Below are 15,469 nucleotides of genomic sequence, written 5' to 3' on the forward strand. Positions count from 1 at the left end.
GTCCGTCAGCTTAGAAGCTGTAGGAGACCTTCAGGCCAACAGCCGTCGCGGTGTTGTCCTGGAACTGCGGCTCCAGCACACCGAACGGTGTCGGGATGCGGGTTTCCGCATCGCCCACCATGATGTAGCGCACGCCACCGGAAATCTCGACGCCGTTGCCCAGATCATAGGCACCGCCCAGCGAGATGCTGGTCGAGCCGTCGGTCGGGGCGAGGTTGTCGGAAATACCGCCCTGGGTTTCCTCGTAGCTCACCGACAGCGAGGCCGAGAACGCGTCGGAGAACCGGCGACCGACACCCAGCGTGTAGGTATAGACGTCGTTGTCATAGCTCACCAGCGGGTTGCCGGGGAAGCCGAAGCTGTTGATCTCGGTCGTCGTCCACTCGGCCCAGCGGATGCCACCGAAGACCAGCGTGTCTGCGGCGACACCGGTCTGGAAATCGAGGTTCAGCGACTGTGGCGTGTTGTAGTTGGTGTTGGCGACGGGCGCGCGTGTGCCCGGTGCGACCAGCAGCGTGGTGTCATGCGAGAACGCGATCTCGGAGCTGTAGGTCAGGGCGACGCGCAGCGCGATGTCGGGGCGCTCGTAGGCCGCACCGACGACATAGCCTGTCCCGGTGTCGGATGCGTATTCCGCGTCATAGACGCCGGCACCGGTCACGACGGTGGCGTTGCCTTCCATCTGCACGATGCGCGGACCGAAGTGCACGCTCAGGTTCTCGTTGAACTTGTAGCGACCGACCAGCGTGGCGGAGCTGCTGCGGATCTCGGCGTTGGAGCCAGCGAGCGGGTAGCCTGTGCCTGCGGCATAGTCGACGTTGGCACCGAAGGGCTGATCGACGATCAGCGCGACCGACACGTTCTGGTCGATATCCATCTTGAACGCGAGACCGGCAGAGCCGTAGTCGACACCGACGTTGCCGCTGTTCAGCGGACCTGCGGGTGTCGCGGCGGTGCCGGTGACGTCGGGCATGACGTAGCCATAGCTCAGCTCGACGTAGGAGCCGTCCTCGAACAGCGCGTCGATGCCCTGACCGGACCGGTCAAGACCGCCTGCGGTGGCTGCGGTGGTGGTCAGCAGCAGCGCCGCAACCGTGTGTGTTGTGTATTTCGTCATGTCCTCGTCCCTGTCATGAGCGTGTTCCCTTGCATACCGTGGTAGTGGCGCAGGCGAGATTCGGTCAATTATTGACGCGGCGTCAGTTGCCGATCTGCGACGGGGCGTCACAAAACTGCACTAGTTTGATGTGATGTCGGGGGTTTTTGGCCGTGCGGCGGCGCGGAGATTGACGTAATTGGCGCCAAAGATCAGCGCGGCACCGATGAACACGAACACGTCGATGGCCTCGTTGTATAACAGCATGCCGATCACGGCGATCACCGGCAGGCGGGCAAAGTCAATGGGCATGACGATGCTGGCCGGTGCGATGGACAGGGCCGTCGTCAGGCAGAAATGCGCGGTCAGCCCGGCGCAGCCGATCACGATCACCCAGGGCAGGGTGGTGGCATCGGGCAGCGCCATGTCGCCGTCGATCCCGGCGCAGACCAGCCCGAACACGGCCTGCATCCCGGTCAGGAACACGAGGATCGAGGTGATCGATTCGTGGCGTGTCAGCCTTCGGGTGAAGATCGCGGTCAGTGCAAAGGCTATCGCCGCGCCGATGGCCGCCAGATGGCCGCCGGTGACCGCCGTCGCCCCTGGGCGTGTGACGATCAGCACGCCGATGAACCCCACGGCGGCGCAGGCAAGCCCCAGCCGAGTGATCCGTTCGGACAGCAGCAGCGGCGACAGCAGGATCACCCAGATCGGAGTGGTGAATTCCAGCGCGAAAACCTGCGCCAGCGGCAGCACGGTGATCGCGTAGAACCACAGGTTCTGCCCAGTGAAATGCGCGATGTTGCGCAGCCCGTGCAAGCGCCAGCGTCGAAACGTGACCTGATGCAGGGTGCCTGCGGACATGGCGACGGCCAGCACGATCACCACCCCGGTCAGGCTGCGGTAGAACATGATCTCGAAGGTATCGAGCTGGTGCGACACCGCCCGCCCGGCGACCGCCATGCTGGAAAACGCCACGATCGCGCCGATCATCCAGAGGGCGGCGGTGATGACGGGGGACCGGCTCTGCGCTTGCGCTGACATTGGGAATGGCTCAGGGTTGGGGCGTTGCGCGTGCAACGTTGACCGGAGCCGGGGGGATTGCAATGCGTGTCGTGACGATAGTGATGGGGCTGTTACTGGTAGGGCCGGCGCAGGCCGAAACCGGCGATCCGCTGATGGCGGCGGCGCGGGCCAGCTATGACCGGATGCCGGAGGTGCGTGTCGTCGACCGGATCGCGGGGCGGTGCGGTGCGGATGAGAGCGTCAATGACATGACGGCCTACTGCACCACGAACAACACGATCTATATCGTGGGGGCGCTGACGCGCGAACCTGAGGTATTTTACCTGATCGCACACGGTCTGGGTCATGCGATACAGGTGCAGCACGGTATGGCGGATTTTGCGCTGGCCCAGATCAGGGCGCGTCGCGATGAAGAATCGGCCCTGCGTGACATGGTCGAACGGCAGGTCGATTGTCTGGCGGGGTTTCTGATGGCGCGCGCGGGTTTGCGCCGTGGCAGCCCGGCTACCTGGTTCACGTCCGACCCGTTTCCCGATTCGCACTGGGGGCGCAATCCGCTGTCTGCCGGGCCGATCAAGACAGTCGATCTGGCTGCGCGCGACGAATGGTTCAGGATCGGCCAAAGCGGCGAAACGCCCGCTGCCTGCGCCGTGGGAGAACTGCCTGTCGGGCTGCTGATGGATAACTACAAAGGATGAGAAACGGCGTCCAACGCGTTGTTATTCCCATTCAATCGTGCCTGGCGGCTTGCTGGTGATGTCGTAGGTAACCCTGTTGATACCCGCCACCTCGTTGATGATGCGGGTCGCGGTCTCGCCCAGGAATTCGTGGCTGAATGGGTAGTAATCCGCCGTCATGCCGTCGACCGAGGTGACGGCGCGTAGGGCGCAGGCGAAATCATAGGTCCGCCCGTCGCCCATCACGCCGACCGTGCGCACCGGCAGGATCGCCACGAAGGCCTGCCAGATGTCGTCGTAGAGGCCGTGCTTGCGAATCTGGTCGATATAGACGGCGTCGGCCTTGCGCAGGATCTCCAGCTTTTCGCGGGTGATCTCTCCGGGGCAACGGATCGCCAGACCGGGGCCGGGGAACGGGTGCCGCCCGATGAAGGACTGAGGCAGGCCCAGCTCGCGGCCCAGTTCGCGCACCTCGTCCTTGAAGAGTTCGCGCAAGGGTTCGACCAGTTTCAGGCCCATCTTCTCGGGCAGGCCACCGACGTTGTGGTGGCTTTTGATCGTGACCGACGGACCGCCGGAAAAGGACACCGATTCAATGACATCGGGGTAAAGCGTGCCCTGGGCCAGAAACTCCGCCCCCTCGATACCGTTGGCGTATTTCTGGAAGACGTCGATGAACAGCCGCCCGATGATCTTGCGCTTGGTCTCCGGGTCGGATTGGCCTTCCAGCTCTCCCAAAAACAAGTCGCGTTCGTCGGCGTGGATCACCTGCAGGTTCATGTTGTCGCGGAACATGGTGACGACCTCTTCGGCCTCGCCCAGCCGCAGCAGGCCATGATCGACGAACACGCAGGTCAGCTGATCGCCGATCGCCTCGTGGATCAACGCCGCCGCGACCGAGGAATCGACCCCGCCCGACAGGCCGCAGATGACCTTTTTGTCGCCGACCTGCGCGCGGATCGCGGCGATGGCCTGTTCGCGATAGGCACCCATGGTCCAGTCGCCGGAAAACCCGGCGATGCGCACGAAGTTTTCGTAGAGTTTCGCACCGTTGGGTGTGTGGTGCACCTCGGGGTGGAACTGCACGGCGTAGAAATTGCGCGCGACATCCGCCGTGATGGCGAAGGGGGCGTGCGGCGACGTGCCGTAAACGGCAAAACCCGGTGCGATTTCAGACACATGATCGCCATGGCTCATCCAGACCTGCTCGCGGTCGGTCAGGAACCAGCCGTCGAGAAGCGCCAGCTTGCCTCGCGGGGTGACATAGGCGCGGCCGAACTCTGCCTCGCCGTCTTCGCGCACGACCTTGCCGCCCAGCTGCGTCATCATCGTCTGCTGGCCATAGCAGATGCCAAGCACCGGCACGCCCAGATCGAACACCTTTTGCGGCGCGCGGGGGCTGCCGTCACGCGTCACGCTGTCGGGGCCGCCCGACAGGATGACAGCCTTTGGCGCGAAATCGTCCAGAAACGCATCGGTGACGTTCTGATAGGGATGTATTTCGCAATAGACGTTCAGTTCGCGCAGACGGCGCGCGATCAGCTGCGTGACCTGAGAGCCGAAGTCGATAATCAGCAGGCGTTCGTGGGTGTCGTGTTCCATAGCGCTTCGTTACGCGCACAGATGCGCCCGTGCAAGGCCGTGCAATGTCGCTTTTGCGTCGCAAAGGGCGCAAATTCCGCACACGCGCGGCCGGTGGAAAGTTATCAGGCAGCAGACAACGCAAGCGAAGGGAATCGTCATGTCAGATGCTCCAGCACCAGCAGGCCGCAGAACACGCGGGGGCGGCGGTGCCGCACGGCGGGCCGAACGCACGGCGGTGAGCGTCGAGACGGCGAAGTATATCCAGCGCAACATTCCGAACTACGAAGTGCTGGACGAGGCCGCGTTGCAGGTGATCGAGGCGAATGCCGAAACGGTGCTGGCCGAGATCGGCGTGAACTTCGTCGACAACCCGGCAGCACTTGAACGCTGGAAGGCCGCCGGGGCAGAGGTTGACGGAGAGCGTGTGCGCATCCCGCGCGGGCTTGCCCGCAAGCTGTGCAGCACGGCCCCCGCCACGTTCACCCAGCACGCCCGCAACCCCGAACGGTCGGTCGAGATCGGCGGAAAGAACCTGGTGCTGGCCCCGGTTTACGGCCCGCCTTTCGTGCGCGATGCCGAAGGCGGGCGGCGCTATGCCACGATGGCCGATTTCGAGAAATTCGTGAAGCTGGGCTATATGTCCAAGTGGCTGCACCACTCCGGCGGCACGGTCTGCGAGCCGACGGACATTCCGGTCAACAAGCGGCACCTCGATATGCTGCTGGCGCATATGATCTATTCCGACAAGCCGTTCATGGGGTCGGTGACGGAACCCAGCCGGGCGCAGGACAGCGTGGATATGTGCAAGATCCTCTTCGGCGAGGATTTCGTGCGCGACAACACGGTCATGACCTCGCTGATCAACATCAACTCCCCCCTGACGTTCGACAGCATCATGATGGGCGCGCTGGAGGTGTTCGCCGAAAACAACCAGGCCAGCATCATCAGCCCGTTCATCGTGGGCGGTGCGATGGCCCCTGTTTCCGTGGCGGGGACGCTGACGCAGGTGCTGGCCGAAACGCTCGCGGGCGTGGCCTATTCCCAGATCGTGCGCCCGGGTGCGCCGGTGATCATGGGCGCTTTCGTGACCTCGATCGACATGAACTCCGGTGCGCCGACCTTCGGTACGCCGGAGGCTGCGCACATCACATATGGCGTGGGGCAACTCGCGCGGCGGCTGAACCTGCCATACCGCTCTGCCGGGTCGTTCTGCGGATCGAAACTCCCGGACGCGCAGGCCGCCTACGAGACGGCGCACAGCCTCAACATGGGTCTGCTGGCGGGCGTGAACTTCATGCTGCATTCCTGCGGCTGGCTGGAAGGCGGGCTTGTCGCCAGCTTCGAGAAATTCGTGATGGACGCCGATCAGCTTGGCACGCTGCACCATTTCGCCAAGGGTGTCGACCTGTCGGAAGAAATGCAGGCGATGGACGCCATCGCCGAGGTCGGCCCCGGCGGGCATTACCTGGGCTGCGCGCATACGCAGGCCAACTTCAAGACCGCGTTCTGGCGGTCGGACCTGCTCGACTACAAACCGTTCGAGACCTGGGACGAAGAAGGCGCACGCGACACGCAGGCGCTGGCGACGCTGCGTGTCAAGAAGATGCTCGATACCTATCAGCAGCCGGCACTCGATCCCGATATCGAGGCCAGACTGCGGGCTTTCGTCGCCGACAAGAAGGCCGCGGAACCCGATTCCTTCATGTGATCCGCGCAGCGCGACAGGGTCAGCCCGTGTCGCGCCCGCTGCCTGCCGCCTGCAGCAGGCGGCTTTCGCCCATGATCGCGGTCAGCGCGTCCACGTGACGGGCGGGCGAGTAATCTCCCATATGGCTGCGGCGGGCGGCGTCGATTTCGCGTTCGCATTCCAGCAAACGCACGAGTGCCTGTCCGGGCCCCATGACGCGGTCACTGCGCAGGACCCGGCGCAGGTGTGCTGTGCGGTCATAGTCGTCAAGTCCGAAGCGTGCCGCCTTTACCAGCAGCTTGGGGCGCTTGAGCATGCGGACTTGGGTGAGAATATCTTGCATGGTGGCCGATCTTTCATTTTTGGAACATTCAGGCAGTGACCGGACCATAAGCCCGCCGCGCAGGGCGTTGCGTTATTGCTGTTTCAGCGCACGGTCGCCTTACGAAAATTTACCATTTCGAAACAATCATGCCCGCAGCAGGCCAATCGTTAACGATTAGGTAACAATACACGCTTAGGTTGTATTGCCGGGAGGGCGCTGTAGCGCCGGTCTGTTGGGAAGGGCGTTACGCCCTTGATTAAAAGGGGAAGGGCGATGTTGGATTTGTTCCAGGGCACGGGCGGGGGGCAGTGCCCCGACTGGGTGCCGGATGCCGTCAGACATTATCTGGCACATACGAAAAACGGCGAGTCGATCCGTGCGCTTGCGCGGGCCAGGGCGGTGCACCCGTCAACGGTCATGCGTCAGGTGCGGCGCTTCGAGACGCGGCGCGACGACCCGCTGATCGACGATGGTCTGCGCGCTCTGGCGCAGCGGCTGGATCAGGAAGAGACAAAGGATCGCGAGAACATGACGGCACAGCAGACAGCGCGCGGCACTGCGGATCTGACGCAGGAGACCATCGATGCAGAGGCGCGGCGCGTGCTGCAGCGGTTGTGCGAACCGGGCGCGGTTCTGGCCGTCGCCCGCGAGATGGAAACCGCGGTCGTGGTGCGCGAGAGCGATGACGGCGCGTCGCTGCGCACCGCCGTGGTCGGGCGCGATCTGGCGCAGGCGATGGCGCTGAAGAACTGGATCGCCTGTCCTGCCCCCAACGGGCGGATCACGCGGTATTTCATCACAAATGCCGGGCGCACTGCGCTGCGGCGGCTGACCGCGCAGGACGAAAACCGGGCGCAGGGGCTGGCCGAACAACATGGCGCGTCCGCCGACATCGGCTGGCCGGTCGAGGCCGCACCCGAAGGCGTGCGCCTGCGCTACTATGCCAGCGAAAGCCCGGTACTGGCGCTGTCGCGGCGCAAGACATCGGACGGCACGGCGTTTCTCGACAAACCGTTGGTCGCGGCCGGAGAGCGCCTGCGCGAGGATTTCGAACTGTCCCGCCTGCCGCGCGCGGCGGCGCGGTCCTGGGACAGCATCATGCGGCTGCAGGCACAGGCTGATGGCATGATGGAGGCTGCAGGGGCCGCGCGACAGCGTGTCCTGGACGCGGTGGCGGACCTTGGTCCGGGGCTGGGCGATATCGCGCTGCGCTGCTGCTGCCTGCTCAACGGGCTCGAGGCCACGGAGCGGGACATGGGCTGGTCGGCGCGGTCCGGCAAGATCGTGCTGCGCATCGCGCTGCAGCGGCTGGAGGCATATTACGGCAGGCAGGGCGATTTCGGACCGATGATCGGCTAAGGGCACAGGTGTTGCCCTGTGCGCAGGGCCGCCATGCGGGCAAGCGCGGGCGGTGGACTTATCGCAGGACGCGGGCTATTTCACGGGTATCCCAAGTGTCAAAGGCAGCCCATGGCCACGCGCGATCTGAAAATCCCCGCCCAGCGTCATCCTGAAAAGCAGCGTCGCCCGGATACCACGCAGCCGCGCAAGCCGGACTGGATCAGGGTGAAGGCCCCGACATCCGAAGGCTACAAGCAGACCCGCGACATCATGCGCGAACACAATCTGGTCACGGTCTGCGAGGAAGCGGGCTGCCCCAACGTGGGCGAATGCTGGTCACAGGGCCATGCGACGATGATGATCATGGGCGAGGTCTGCACCCGTGCCTGCACATTCTGCAACATCGCGACCGGCAAGCCGCCCGAGGCGCTCGACGTGTTCGAACCGGGGCGCGTGGCCGATGCGGTGAAGAAACTCGGGCTGAACCATGTCGTGATCACCTCGGTCGACCGCGACGATGTGGAGGACGGCGGGGCGGAACATTTCGCGCAGACGATCCGCGCCGTGCGTCGCCAGTCGCCCGGCACCACGATCGAGATTTTGACGCCGGACTTTATTCGCTGCGATGACAGTGTGTTGCAGGTCGTTGTTGATGCAAAGCCAGACGTATTCAACCACAACCTTGAAACCGTGCCCGGCTTGTATCCAGAGGTGCGGCCCGGTGCGCGATATTTTCATTCGCTGCGCCTGTTGCAACGCGTGAAGGAACTTGATCCGGCGATGTTCACCAAGTCGGGCATCATGGTGGGTCTTGGCGAGGATCGTCAGGCCGTCATCCAGGTGATGGAGGACATGCGCGCTGCCGACATCGACTTTTTGACCATCGGACAATACCTGCAACCGACGCCCAAGCACCACGCGGTCGATCGGTTCGTGACGCCCGAGGAGTTCGCCTCCTACGAGAAGGCAGCCTATGGCAAGGGGTTCCTGATGGTCTCCGCCTCGCCGCTCACGCGGTCGTCCTACCACGCGGGGGACGATTTCGCGCGCCTGCGTGCGGCGCGGCTGAAAAAGCTGGGCAATGGCTGAACCGATTAACCGCTGACGAAATAGCGCATCGCGGCACGGCGCAGGGGCGGGATCGCGGCGACCGTGCGCATGACGACAGGGATTGTTGCACGCACCACCGGATTGCTGGCCTGCATCATTCTGCGACCCCGTTCCGAGAATGCAATCACATGCCGCCCGGCGGCGTGGCGCGCGGCGGCATAGCCGGACAGATCATCTTTCACCAAGCCCTGCGAAAAGGCGTCGGCGTCGGCGATACCAAGGTTCATGCCGCGCCCGCCCGCCGGTGAATGGCAATGCGCCGCGTCACCGGCCAGATAGACGCGCCCGACGCTGTAGTCCGTGACTTGCCTGACCGAAATCTGAAATGTGCCGCTGCGGCGCTGGACCTTCACCGGCATCGGCACCGGCAGCATCGCCAGCGCATCGGCCCCGCTACCGATCACGCGGAACCGGCCGGGGGCCAGCGGAACCACGACGACGACTTCGCCATCCGGCAGTAGAAAGCCGTGGAACAGCGTCGGGTCGGGCCAATCGGTGCTTTCCACATCCGCGATGGACCAAACGCCGGGCAGGTCGATGCCGGGAAACGCGAGGCCAAGTTGCGCGCGCACGGTGCTGTGCACCCCGTCCGCGCCCAGGACCAAGTCGAACCGCTGCGATGTGCCGCCGATGACGGCTGTGACGCCGCTTACATCCTGCGACAGGTCTTCGAGCGGCGCGCCATAGTGGATTTTGCCGCCGTAACGCGCGAAGGCCTCTGTCAGGTGATGTTCGGTGCGGTCCTGCGGCAGACCATAAAGCCTGGTTTCGGCGTCGAAATTCAGCGGAAATTCGGCGATCCGCCTCGTGCCGCGATGAAACGCGATGCCGTCGAACAGGATCGCCTCCGCCCTGATCGCGTCCGCCGCGCCGGACGGAGCCAGGATCTCCATCGAGCGGGTCAGGATGCCGACGGCGCGGCTGAGGGTTGAAGGGCCGTCGCGCTTGTCGATAATCGTCGGCACGGTCCCTTGCCGCGCAAGTTCCACTGCGGCGGTCAGCCCGGTCGGGCCTGCGCCCACGATCAGGATGTTGCGTGGCATGATGTCCTCCCACCGAAAATCTAAACCGTTCGGTTCAGTTTGACAATCGGGGAGGCGCCGCGCCTATTGCACCGCCGGCACGGCCTTGAGGTAGGCGGCGATCGCCGCGCGGTCGTCGTCGGACAGTTGCGCGGTGTTCAGGATCACCTCTGCCATCTCGCCGCCCGCGCTGTCGTATTCGGGCGTGAAGCCGGAGGACAGGTAGCTGGCGATGTTTTCCTCGGCCCAGTCCAGCCCGCCGGGGGTGATGTTGGGGATGCGCCCTTCACCCGCGGGATGTGCGGCCCCGGCCAGCCAGTTAACGCGGTCCAGCCCGCCCAGTGCGTCGCGCGGGGTATGGCATTCGCCACAATGCCCGAGCGCCTCTGCCAGATAGCGGCCGCGTTCGATCTGCGGCGTGGCGGCCTCTGTCAGTGCCCAGTCTTCGGTCAGGTAGAGCGCCTTCCAGACGCCGACACCGGCGCGGATGTTGAAGGGAAAGCTCACCTCGTGCAGCTGGCTGGGGGTCGGATCGGCGGGCAGGGTGCGCAGGTGGGCGATGATGTCGGCCACGTCCTGCATCTGCGCCTTGTTGTAGGCGGCATAGGGGAAGGCCGGGAACAGATGCGCGCCGTCGCGACCCACGCCGCGTGTGATCGCGCTGGCCAGTTCCAGATCGGACCACGCACCGACGCCGTGGTCCGGATCGGCAGAGATATTGGGCGCGATGAAAGTGCCGAAGGGCGAGGCAAAACGCTTGCCGCCCGCCAACACCTGTGCGTCACCTTCGGGTGCCATGTGGCAGGAGGCGCAGCCGGCGGCGGCAAAGGTGATTTCACCCGTGACCGGATCGCCGGTCAGCCCGTCGAGCGCCGTGTCGGCAAGGGGCTGCGGGCGGGTCAGGAAGAGCACGGCAACCGCACCGAGCACGCCAAGAACGACGGCCCAGCGCAGCAGCCGCCACATCAGTTGGCCCGTTCGCGGTAGGCGCGGTGACAGTCGCCGCAGGCGCCGCCCACGGGGCCGAGTGCGGCCTTCATCGCGTCCAGACCGTCACCCGCGACAGCGGCCAGATCGGTCGCGGCCATGGCGAGCGCATCGGTCTTTTCCTGAAAGCCCGCGGCATCGCTGAAGACTTCGGGCTTGGCGCGGCTGCCCTCGACGCTGCTGTCGGTGCCGTCGAGCCAGTAGCCGCTCTGGTCGAGATTGGCGACAGCGGCGAGGTTGTTGGCGGCGGCCTTGGCGGCGGCGGCGTCATACTCTGTCTTGCCTTCGGCCATCGGGCCGATCACGCCGAGGTTGAAGGAATAAAGCTGCATGTGGGACTGTCGCGCCTTCATTGCGCCCTCGACCGCCGGATCGGCGTGGCTGCCCGCCACGACGGCGGTGCCGATGGCGGCGATAAGGATGGCGGGTGTCAGGAAACCTGTGCGTGTCATGATATGGCTCTCCGCGTTGTGTTGGTTTGGCCTTGTGCAGCCAGCCTAACGCGGATCGCGCCACTGCGAGATCACAATTGTTGTAACATTTTAAGCGCGCGCAGTGGCGTCAGAACCCCGGTCCGCGCCGGTTCATCCGCAGGATGTCATCGTCGAAAAACGGACCGAACAGGTATTCGGCCCCCGCGAGTACCAGGCACACCGCGACGATGCCAAGCACCAGATAGACTTTCTTGGCGGAGGGCGGGTGCTGCGCCCAGCGTTTTGCGCGGATGAGCCAGTGGAAATGCATGGTGGAATACCTGTCCTCGACAGGATGGAAACTGGCGACTAGCCTGCCGCTATTCAACTGGATTCTAATGTTCGAGGAGTTTTTCATGCGCAATTTGATGGCCACGGCGGCGTTTTGCGTCGCGCTTTCGCTGCCGCACGCCGGGTTGGCGGAGGCCCGCGACACCCCCGTCGACGGTCCTTTCGTGGCCGCCTATGCCGCGGCGCAGGACGCGCGGGAGGCATTCTGGGACGGTGACTTCGACACGGTGGTCGCTCTTGCGGAACCGCTGGCCGTGGCGGGCAACCCCGTGGCACAGAACCTGATGGGTGTGGCCCTGACCGAGCAGGATTACGCTGGCTACGATCTGGAGGCCGGTCTCGCCTATTACGACGCGGCGATCGCACAGGGGCTGGACCGGGCGATGTTCAACCGCGGGCTTGCCTATCTGGAAGATCACCCCAGTCAGCCGAAGGATGTAGAAGCCGCGATCGCAGCCTTCGACATGGCCGTCGATGCGGGCTATGCGCCGGCCTATGCCGAATTGATCAAGCTCCGCCTGTTCGGCGACGATGCCGTGAAAGACCCGGAAGCCGCGCAGGCGCTGATCGCCGAGGGGCTTGCGGCGCACCCCGAAAGCCCGTCGATCCTGTTTCAGGCGGCGGAAGCGGCCTACCTCGGGATCGGTGAACCGACCGACGACGCCAAGGCGCTGGCGCTTTACCGGCGCGCGGCTGCAGGCGACGACCGCGATGCGAACTATGCCGCGGGCTACATGCTGACCTACGGCGAAGGGGCAGAGATGGACGATGTCGCGGCGGACGCCTATTTCGCCCGCGCGGTCGAACTGGGACACGTGAAGGCGCATGGCTTCCTCGCGCGGTCGCTTGTCCTGGGCTTTGGCGGCCCGGCCGACCCGGAACGGGGCGAAGAGATCGCACTGGCGGGCGCGTCGCTGGACGACACCCTGTCGCTGATGGTGCTGGGCGATATCTATGAATACGGTGACACCGGTGTCACGGACTATGACCGCGCGCGCGGGTATTTCATGCGCGCCCACGAGCTGGGCGATCCGCGCGGCATTCTGCGGCAGGGTGATCTGGCGTTTTTCGGCAGGGGAGAGCCGGTCGACAAGGAAAAGGCGTTCCGGCTTTACGCGCAAGGGCTGGCCGAGGGGGACACCTACGATGCGCCTTACAACGTAGGCTACGCCCAGCTTTATGGCGCGGGCACCGATCAAGATATCGTCGCCGCGCGCACCAACCTTCTTGCGGCCTGGTCCGGCGGCAATCACCGCGCGCTGGCCGATCTTGTGACGGTGCACGGCGACCCAGCCTATGCCAACCCGCATCAGGACGACGTGACCGCCTATGCCTATTGCATCCTCGCGCGGGCGGAACTGGATATCGACGGTGACCCGGATTTCTACAACACCGCCACAGTGGTCTGCGACAGGCTGGACGATGCATTGACAGTTGCCGACAAGACCGCGGCCGAGGAATTGTCGGCGTCGCTCTAGGGGTCAGTCCTCGGTAAACCGCACCTTGCCGATGTAGGGCAGGTTGCGGTTGCGCTGCGCGAAGTCGATCCCGTAACCCACGACGAATTCGTCGGGGATTTCAAAGCCGGTGTAGTCGGGCTTGTAATCGACCTCGCGCCGCGCCGGTTTGTCCAGCAGGGCGATGGAGCGCAGTTTTGCCGGGTGTTTGGATTGCAGGAATTCGGCGACATGCGCCAGCGTGTGGCCGGTGTCGATGATATCCTCCACGATCAGCACGTCGCGGTTTTCGATGGTGCCGCGCAAATCCTTGAAAATCCGCACCTCGCGGCTGCTTTCCATCGCGTCGCCATAGCTGGAGGCTTCGAGGAAATCGACCTCGACCGGCAGGTCCAGCTCGCGCACCAGATCGGCGATGAACACGAAGGACCCGCGCAGGAGACCCACGACGATCAGCTTGTCGGTGCCTTTGAAATCCACCTCGATCCGGGTCGCCAGATCCTCGATCTTGGCGGCGATGGATTTGGCGCTGATCATCTGGTCGATGACATAGGGTTTATGCGGCATGTGGTCCCCGGACGGTTCATGTGGGTTGCAAATTCGCCGCCAACCTACGACATGATGTCAGGAAGTCACCACCCGAAAGCCTGCGATGCCTGCCCATTCCGAAACGAAACGCTTGCCGTATACGGCCGATCAGATGTATGCCCTCGTGGCCGATGTGGCATCCTACCCCGAATTCCTGCCCTGGACCGCCGCCGCGCGGATCCGCAGCACCGACGACCGGGGCGATCATACGGTGATGCTGGCCGATCTGGTCATTTCCTTCAAAGTGTTCCGCGAAAAGTTCGGCAGCAAGGTGACGCTCTGGCCCGAAAGGAAACAGATCGACACCGCCTATATCGACGGTCCGTTCAAACATCTGGAAAGCACGTGGAAATTTCGCGATGTCGAAGACGGGAGCGAAGTGTCCTTCGCCGTCGATTTCGAATTCAAGAACCGGTTGTTGCAAGGTGCGGCAGGGTTGTTCTTCAACGAGGCGATGACGCGTGTGGTGCGCAGCTTCGAAAAGCGCGCGGCGGACCTTTATGGTTGATCCGGCGCGATCGCTTGCGGGCTTCGCCCTCACGCCCGTCACCGACGATGCGGCGCGGGTCATCACCGATCTCTGTATCTTCGACTGGGCGGCCTGCGGGATTGCGGGCGCACGGCACGGTGAATTCCGCGATTGGGTCGCCGCACAGGGGCAGGGCGGTGAGGTTCCGTTGTTCGGCGGCGGCACCGCCACGCCCGCTCAGGCCGCCCTGATCAACGGCACGCTGTCGCACGCGCTGGATTATGACGACACCCATTTCGCCCATATCGGGCATCCTTCGGTGGCGGTTTTGCCAGCGGTCTTTGCGCTGGCGGCCGGCCACGACTGGCGTGCGCTGCGCGACGCCGCCCTGATCGGGATCGAGGCGTCGATCCGTACCGGCGTGTGGCTGGGGCGCGATCACTACCAGATCGGGTTCCATCAAACTGCGACGGCGGGAGCTTTCGGCGCGACGCTGGCCGCCGGGCGGCTGCTGGGGCTGTCAGAGGTGCAACTGGTGCAGGCGCTCGGCCTCTGCACGACGATGGCGTCGGGGCTGAAGGTGCAGTTCGGCACCATGGGCAAGCCGCTGAACGCAGGCCTGGCCGCACGCACGGGGGTGGAGGCCGCAATCTGGGCGCAGGCGGGCATGATCTCCGCGCCCGTCGCCATGACGGCGTTTGCCGCTACGCATCACGGTGCGGCGGATATGGATGCCTTTGACGGCATGGGGCAGGACTGGCGGATCGCCACGATCAGCCACAAGTTCCACGCCTGCTGCCACGGCTTGCACGCAATGCTGGAGGCGCTGGCGACGCTGGACCTGTCGGGCGACATGACCCGGATCGACGTGGCGACCCACCCGCGCTGGATGAGCGTCTGCAACCAGCCTGCACCCGATACCGGGCTGAGCTGCAAGTTTTCCTTTCGTCACACGGCGGCCATGGCGGTGGCGGGTGTCGATACCGGCGCGATTGCATCGTTCAGCGATGCGACGGCGCGCGATGCGCGATTGGTCGATTTGCGCGAACGGGTGTTCGTCGTGGCCGACGACACGCTGAGCGAAACGCAGGCACGCGTCCGTGTGACGACAGCGGGCGGTGTGCAGGAAGCGGCGCATGATCTGGCCGCCCCGGTCGACCCGCAAGCGATCGCCGAGAAACTGCGCCGCAAGGTCGACAGTCTTGTCGGTCACGAAACCTCCGGCAACCTCTGGACAGCGATGCGGCGGCGGGATGTCGGAGCGTTCACAGACCAATTCAGCGCATAAAAAAGGCGGGCCGCACCGCGACCCGCCTTCAAATTCACGGTCAAGTAA

16 protein-coding genes are annotated in these 15,469 nt (G+C 64.5%); 7 read left to right on the forward strand and 9 right to left on the reverse strand.

The window, feature by feature from the left end; translation table 11 throughout:
* Positions 1-10 precede the first annotated feature (10 nt).
* Together AC04PH_RS08745 and AC04PH_RS08750 are read right to left on the reverse strand one after the other, a co-directional pair.
* Positions 11-1,117, reverse strand: coding sequence for an OmpP1/FadL family transporter (locus AC04PH_RS08745; protein ID WP_483065359.1), 1,107 nt, complete (start codon positions 1,115-1,117; stop codon positions 11-13).
* Positions 1,118-1,237: 120 nt separating this feature from the next.
* Entirely contained in the window at positions 1,238-2,140 is a 903-nt protein-coding gene (locus AC04PH_RS08750) for a DMT family transporter (RefSeq protein WP_483065360.1), read from the reverse strand.
* A gap of 62 nt (positions 2,141-2,202) precedes the next feature.
* Here AC04PH_RS08750 and AC04PH_RS08755 point away from each other — a divergent pair, with 62 nt between their 5' ends.
* Positions 2,203-2,820, forward strand: a complete 618-nt coding sequence (locus tag AC04PH_RS08755; protein WP_483065361.1) for a M48 family metalloprotease — start codon at positions 2,203-2,205, stop codon at positions 2,818-2,820.
* Positions 2,821-2,841: 21 nt separating this feature from the next.
* On the opposite strand, the gene guaA is transcribed toward AC04PH_RS08755, so the two are convergent.
* Positions 2,842-4,401, reverse strand: coding sequence for a glutamine-hydrolyzing GMP synthase (gene guaA, locus AC04PH_RS08760; protein ID WP_483065362.1), 1,560 nt, complete (start codon positions 4,399-4,401; stop codon positions 2,842-2,844).
* Between the two features lie 139 nt (positions 4,402-4,540).
* Between guaA and AC04PH_RS08765 the strand changes: the two genes are divergently transcribed.
* Positions 4,541-6,091, forward strand: a complete 1,551-nt coding sequence (locus AC04PH_RS08765; protein WP_483065363.1) for a trimethylamine methyltransferase family protein — start codon at positions 4,541-4,543, stop codon at positions 6,089-6,091.
* A 19-nt stretch (positions 6,092-6,110) separates the two neighbouring features.
* Here the strand turns inward: AC04PH_RS08765 and AC04PH_RS08770 are convergent, their stop codons facing one another.
* Entirely contained in the window at positions 6,111-6,413 is a 303-nt protein-coding gene (locus AC04PH_RS08770) for a DUF6477 family protein (RefSeq protein ID WP_483065364.1), read from the reverse strand.
* A gap of 255 nt (positions 6,414-6,668) precedes the next feature.
* On the opposite strand from AC04PH_RS08770, the gene AC04PH_RS08775 reads away from it, so the two are divergent.
* Together AC04PH_RS08775 and lipA are read left to right on the forward strand one after the other, a co-directional pair.
* Complete coding sequence (locus AC04PH_RS08775; RefSeq protein ID WP_483065365.1) at positions 6,669-7,754, forward strand: DUF6456 domain-containing protein; 1,086 nt, start codon at positions 6,669-6,671, stop codon at positions 7,752-7,754.
* A 111-nt stretch (positions 7,755-7,865) separates the two neighbouring features.
* The gene (gene lipA / locus AC04PH_RS08780) at positions 7,866-8,825 is read left to right on the forward strand and encodes a lipoyl synthase (RefSeq protein ID WP_483065366.1); all 960 of its coding nucleotides are present in this window, start codon (positions 7,866-7,868) and stop codon (positions 8,823-8,825) included.
* Between the two features lie 5 nt (positions 8,826-8,830).
* On the opposite strand, the gene AC04PH_RS08785 is transcribed toward lipA, so the two are convergent.
* From AC04PH_RS08785 to AC04PH_RS08800, 4 genes are all read right to left on the reverse strand, one after another.
* A complete protein-coding gene (locus tag AC04PH_RS08785) occupies positions 8,831-9,889 on the reverse strand; it encodes an FAD-dependent oxidoreductase (protein WP_483065367.1) in 1,059 nt (352 codons plus the stop codon).
* 63 nt (positions 9,890-9,952) lie between these two features.
* Complete coding sequence (locus tag AC04PH_RS08790; RefSeq protein ID WP_483065368.1) at positions 9,953-10,834, reverse strand: c-type cytochrome; 882 nt, start codon at positions 10,832-10,834, stop codon at positions 9,953-9,955.
* On the reverse strand, positions 10,834-11,307 hold the full coding sequence (locus tag AC04PH_RS08795; protein ID WP_483065369.1) for a c-type cytochrome: 474 nt from the start codon (positions 11,305-11,307) through the stop codon (positions 10,834-10,836). The genes AC04PH_RS08790 and AC04PH_RS08795 overlap by 1 nt, the downstream gene beginning before the upstream one ends.
* Before the next feature lie 109 nt (positions 11,308-11,416).
* Positions 11,417-11,599, reverse strand: coding sequence for a hypothetical protein (locus AC04PH_RS08800; RefSeq protein WP_483065370.1), 183 nt, complete (start codon positions 11,597-11,599; stop codon positions 11,417-11,419).
* 85 nt (positions 11,600-11,684) lie between these two features.
* On the opposite strand from AC04PH_RS08800, the gene AC04PH_RS08805 reads away from it, so the two are divergent.
* The gene (locus AC04PH_RS08805; RefSeq protein WP_483065371.1) at positions 11,685-13,097 is read left to right on the forward strand and encodes a tetratricopeptide repeat protein; all 1,413 of its coding nucleotides are present in this window, start codon (positions 11,685-11,687) and stop codon (positions 13,095-13,097) included.
* Between the two features lie 3 nt (positions 13,098-13,100).
* Here the strand turns inward: AC04PH_RS08805 and hpt are convergent, their stop codons facing one another.
* Positions 13,101-13,643: a hypoxanthine phosphoribosyltransferase gene (gene hpt / locus AC04PH_RS08810; protein ID WP_483065372.1), complete on the reverse strand. Its 543-nt coding sequence runs from the start codon at positions 13,641-13,643 to the stop codon at positions 13,101-13,103.
* 85 nt (positions 13,644-13,728) lie between these two features.
* Between hpt and AC04PH_RS08815 the strand changes: the two genes are divergently transcribed.
* Both AC04PH_RS08815 and AC04PH_RS08820 read left to right on the forward strand, forming a co-directional pair.
* Complete coding sequence (locus AC04PH_RS08815) at positions 13,729-14,172, forward strand: type II toxin-antitoxin system RatA family toxin (RefSeq protein ID WP_483065373.1); 444 nt, start codon at positions 13,729-13,731, stop codon at positions 14,170-14,172.
* Positions 14,165-15,421 (forward strand): MmgE/PrpD family protein, encoded by a 1,257-nt coding sequence (locus AC04PH_RS08820; protein ID WP_483065374.1) that lies wholly within the window; start codon positions 14,165-14,167, stop codon positions 15,419-15,421. The genes AC04PH_RS08815 and AC04PH_RS08820 overlap by 8 nt, the downstream gene beginning before the upstream one ends.
* The last annotated feature ends 48 nt before the right edge of the window (positions 15,422-15,469 follow it).

It is taken from the genome of Yoonia sp. KMU-150 (genome assembly GCF_056858355.1).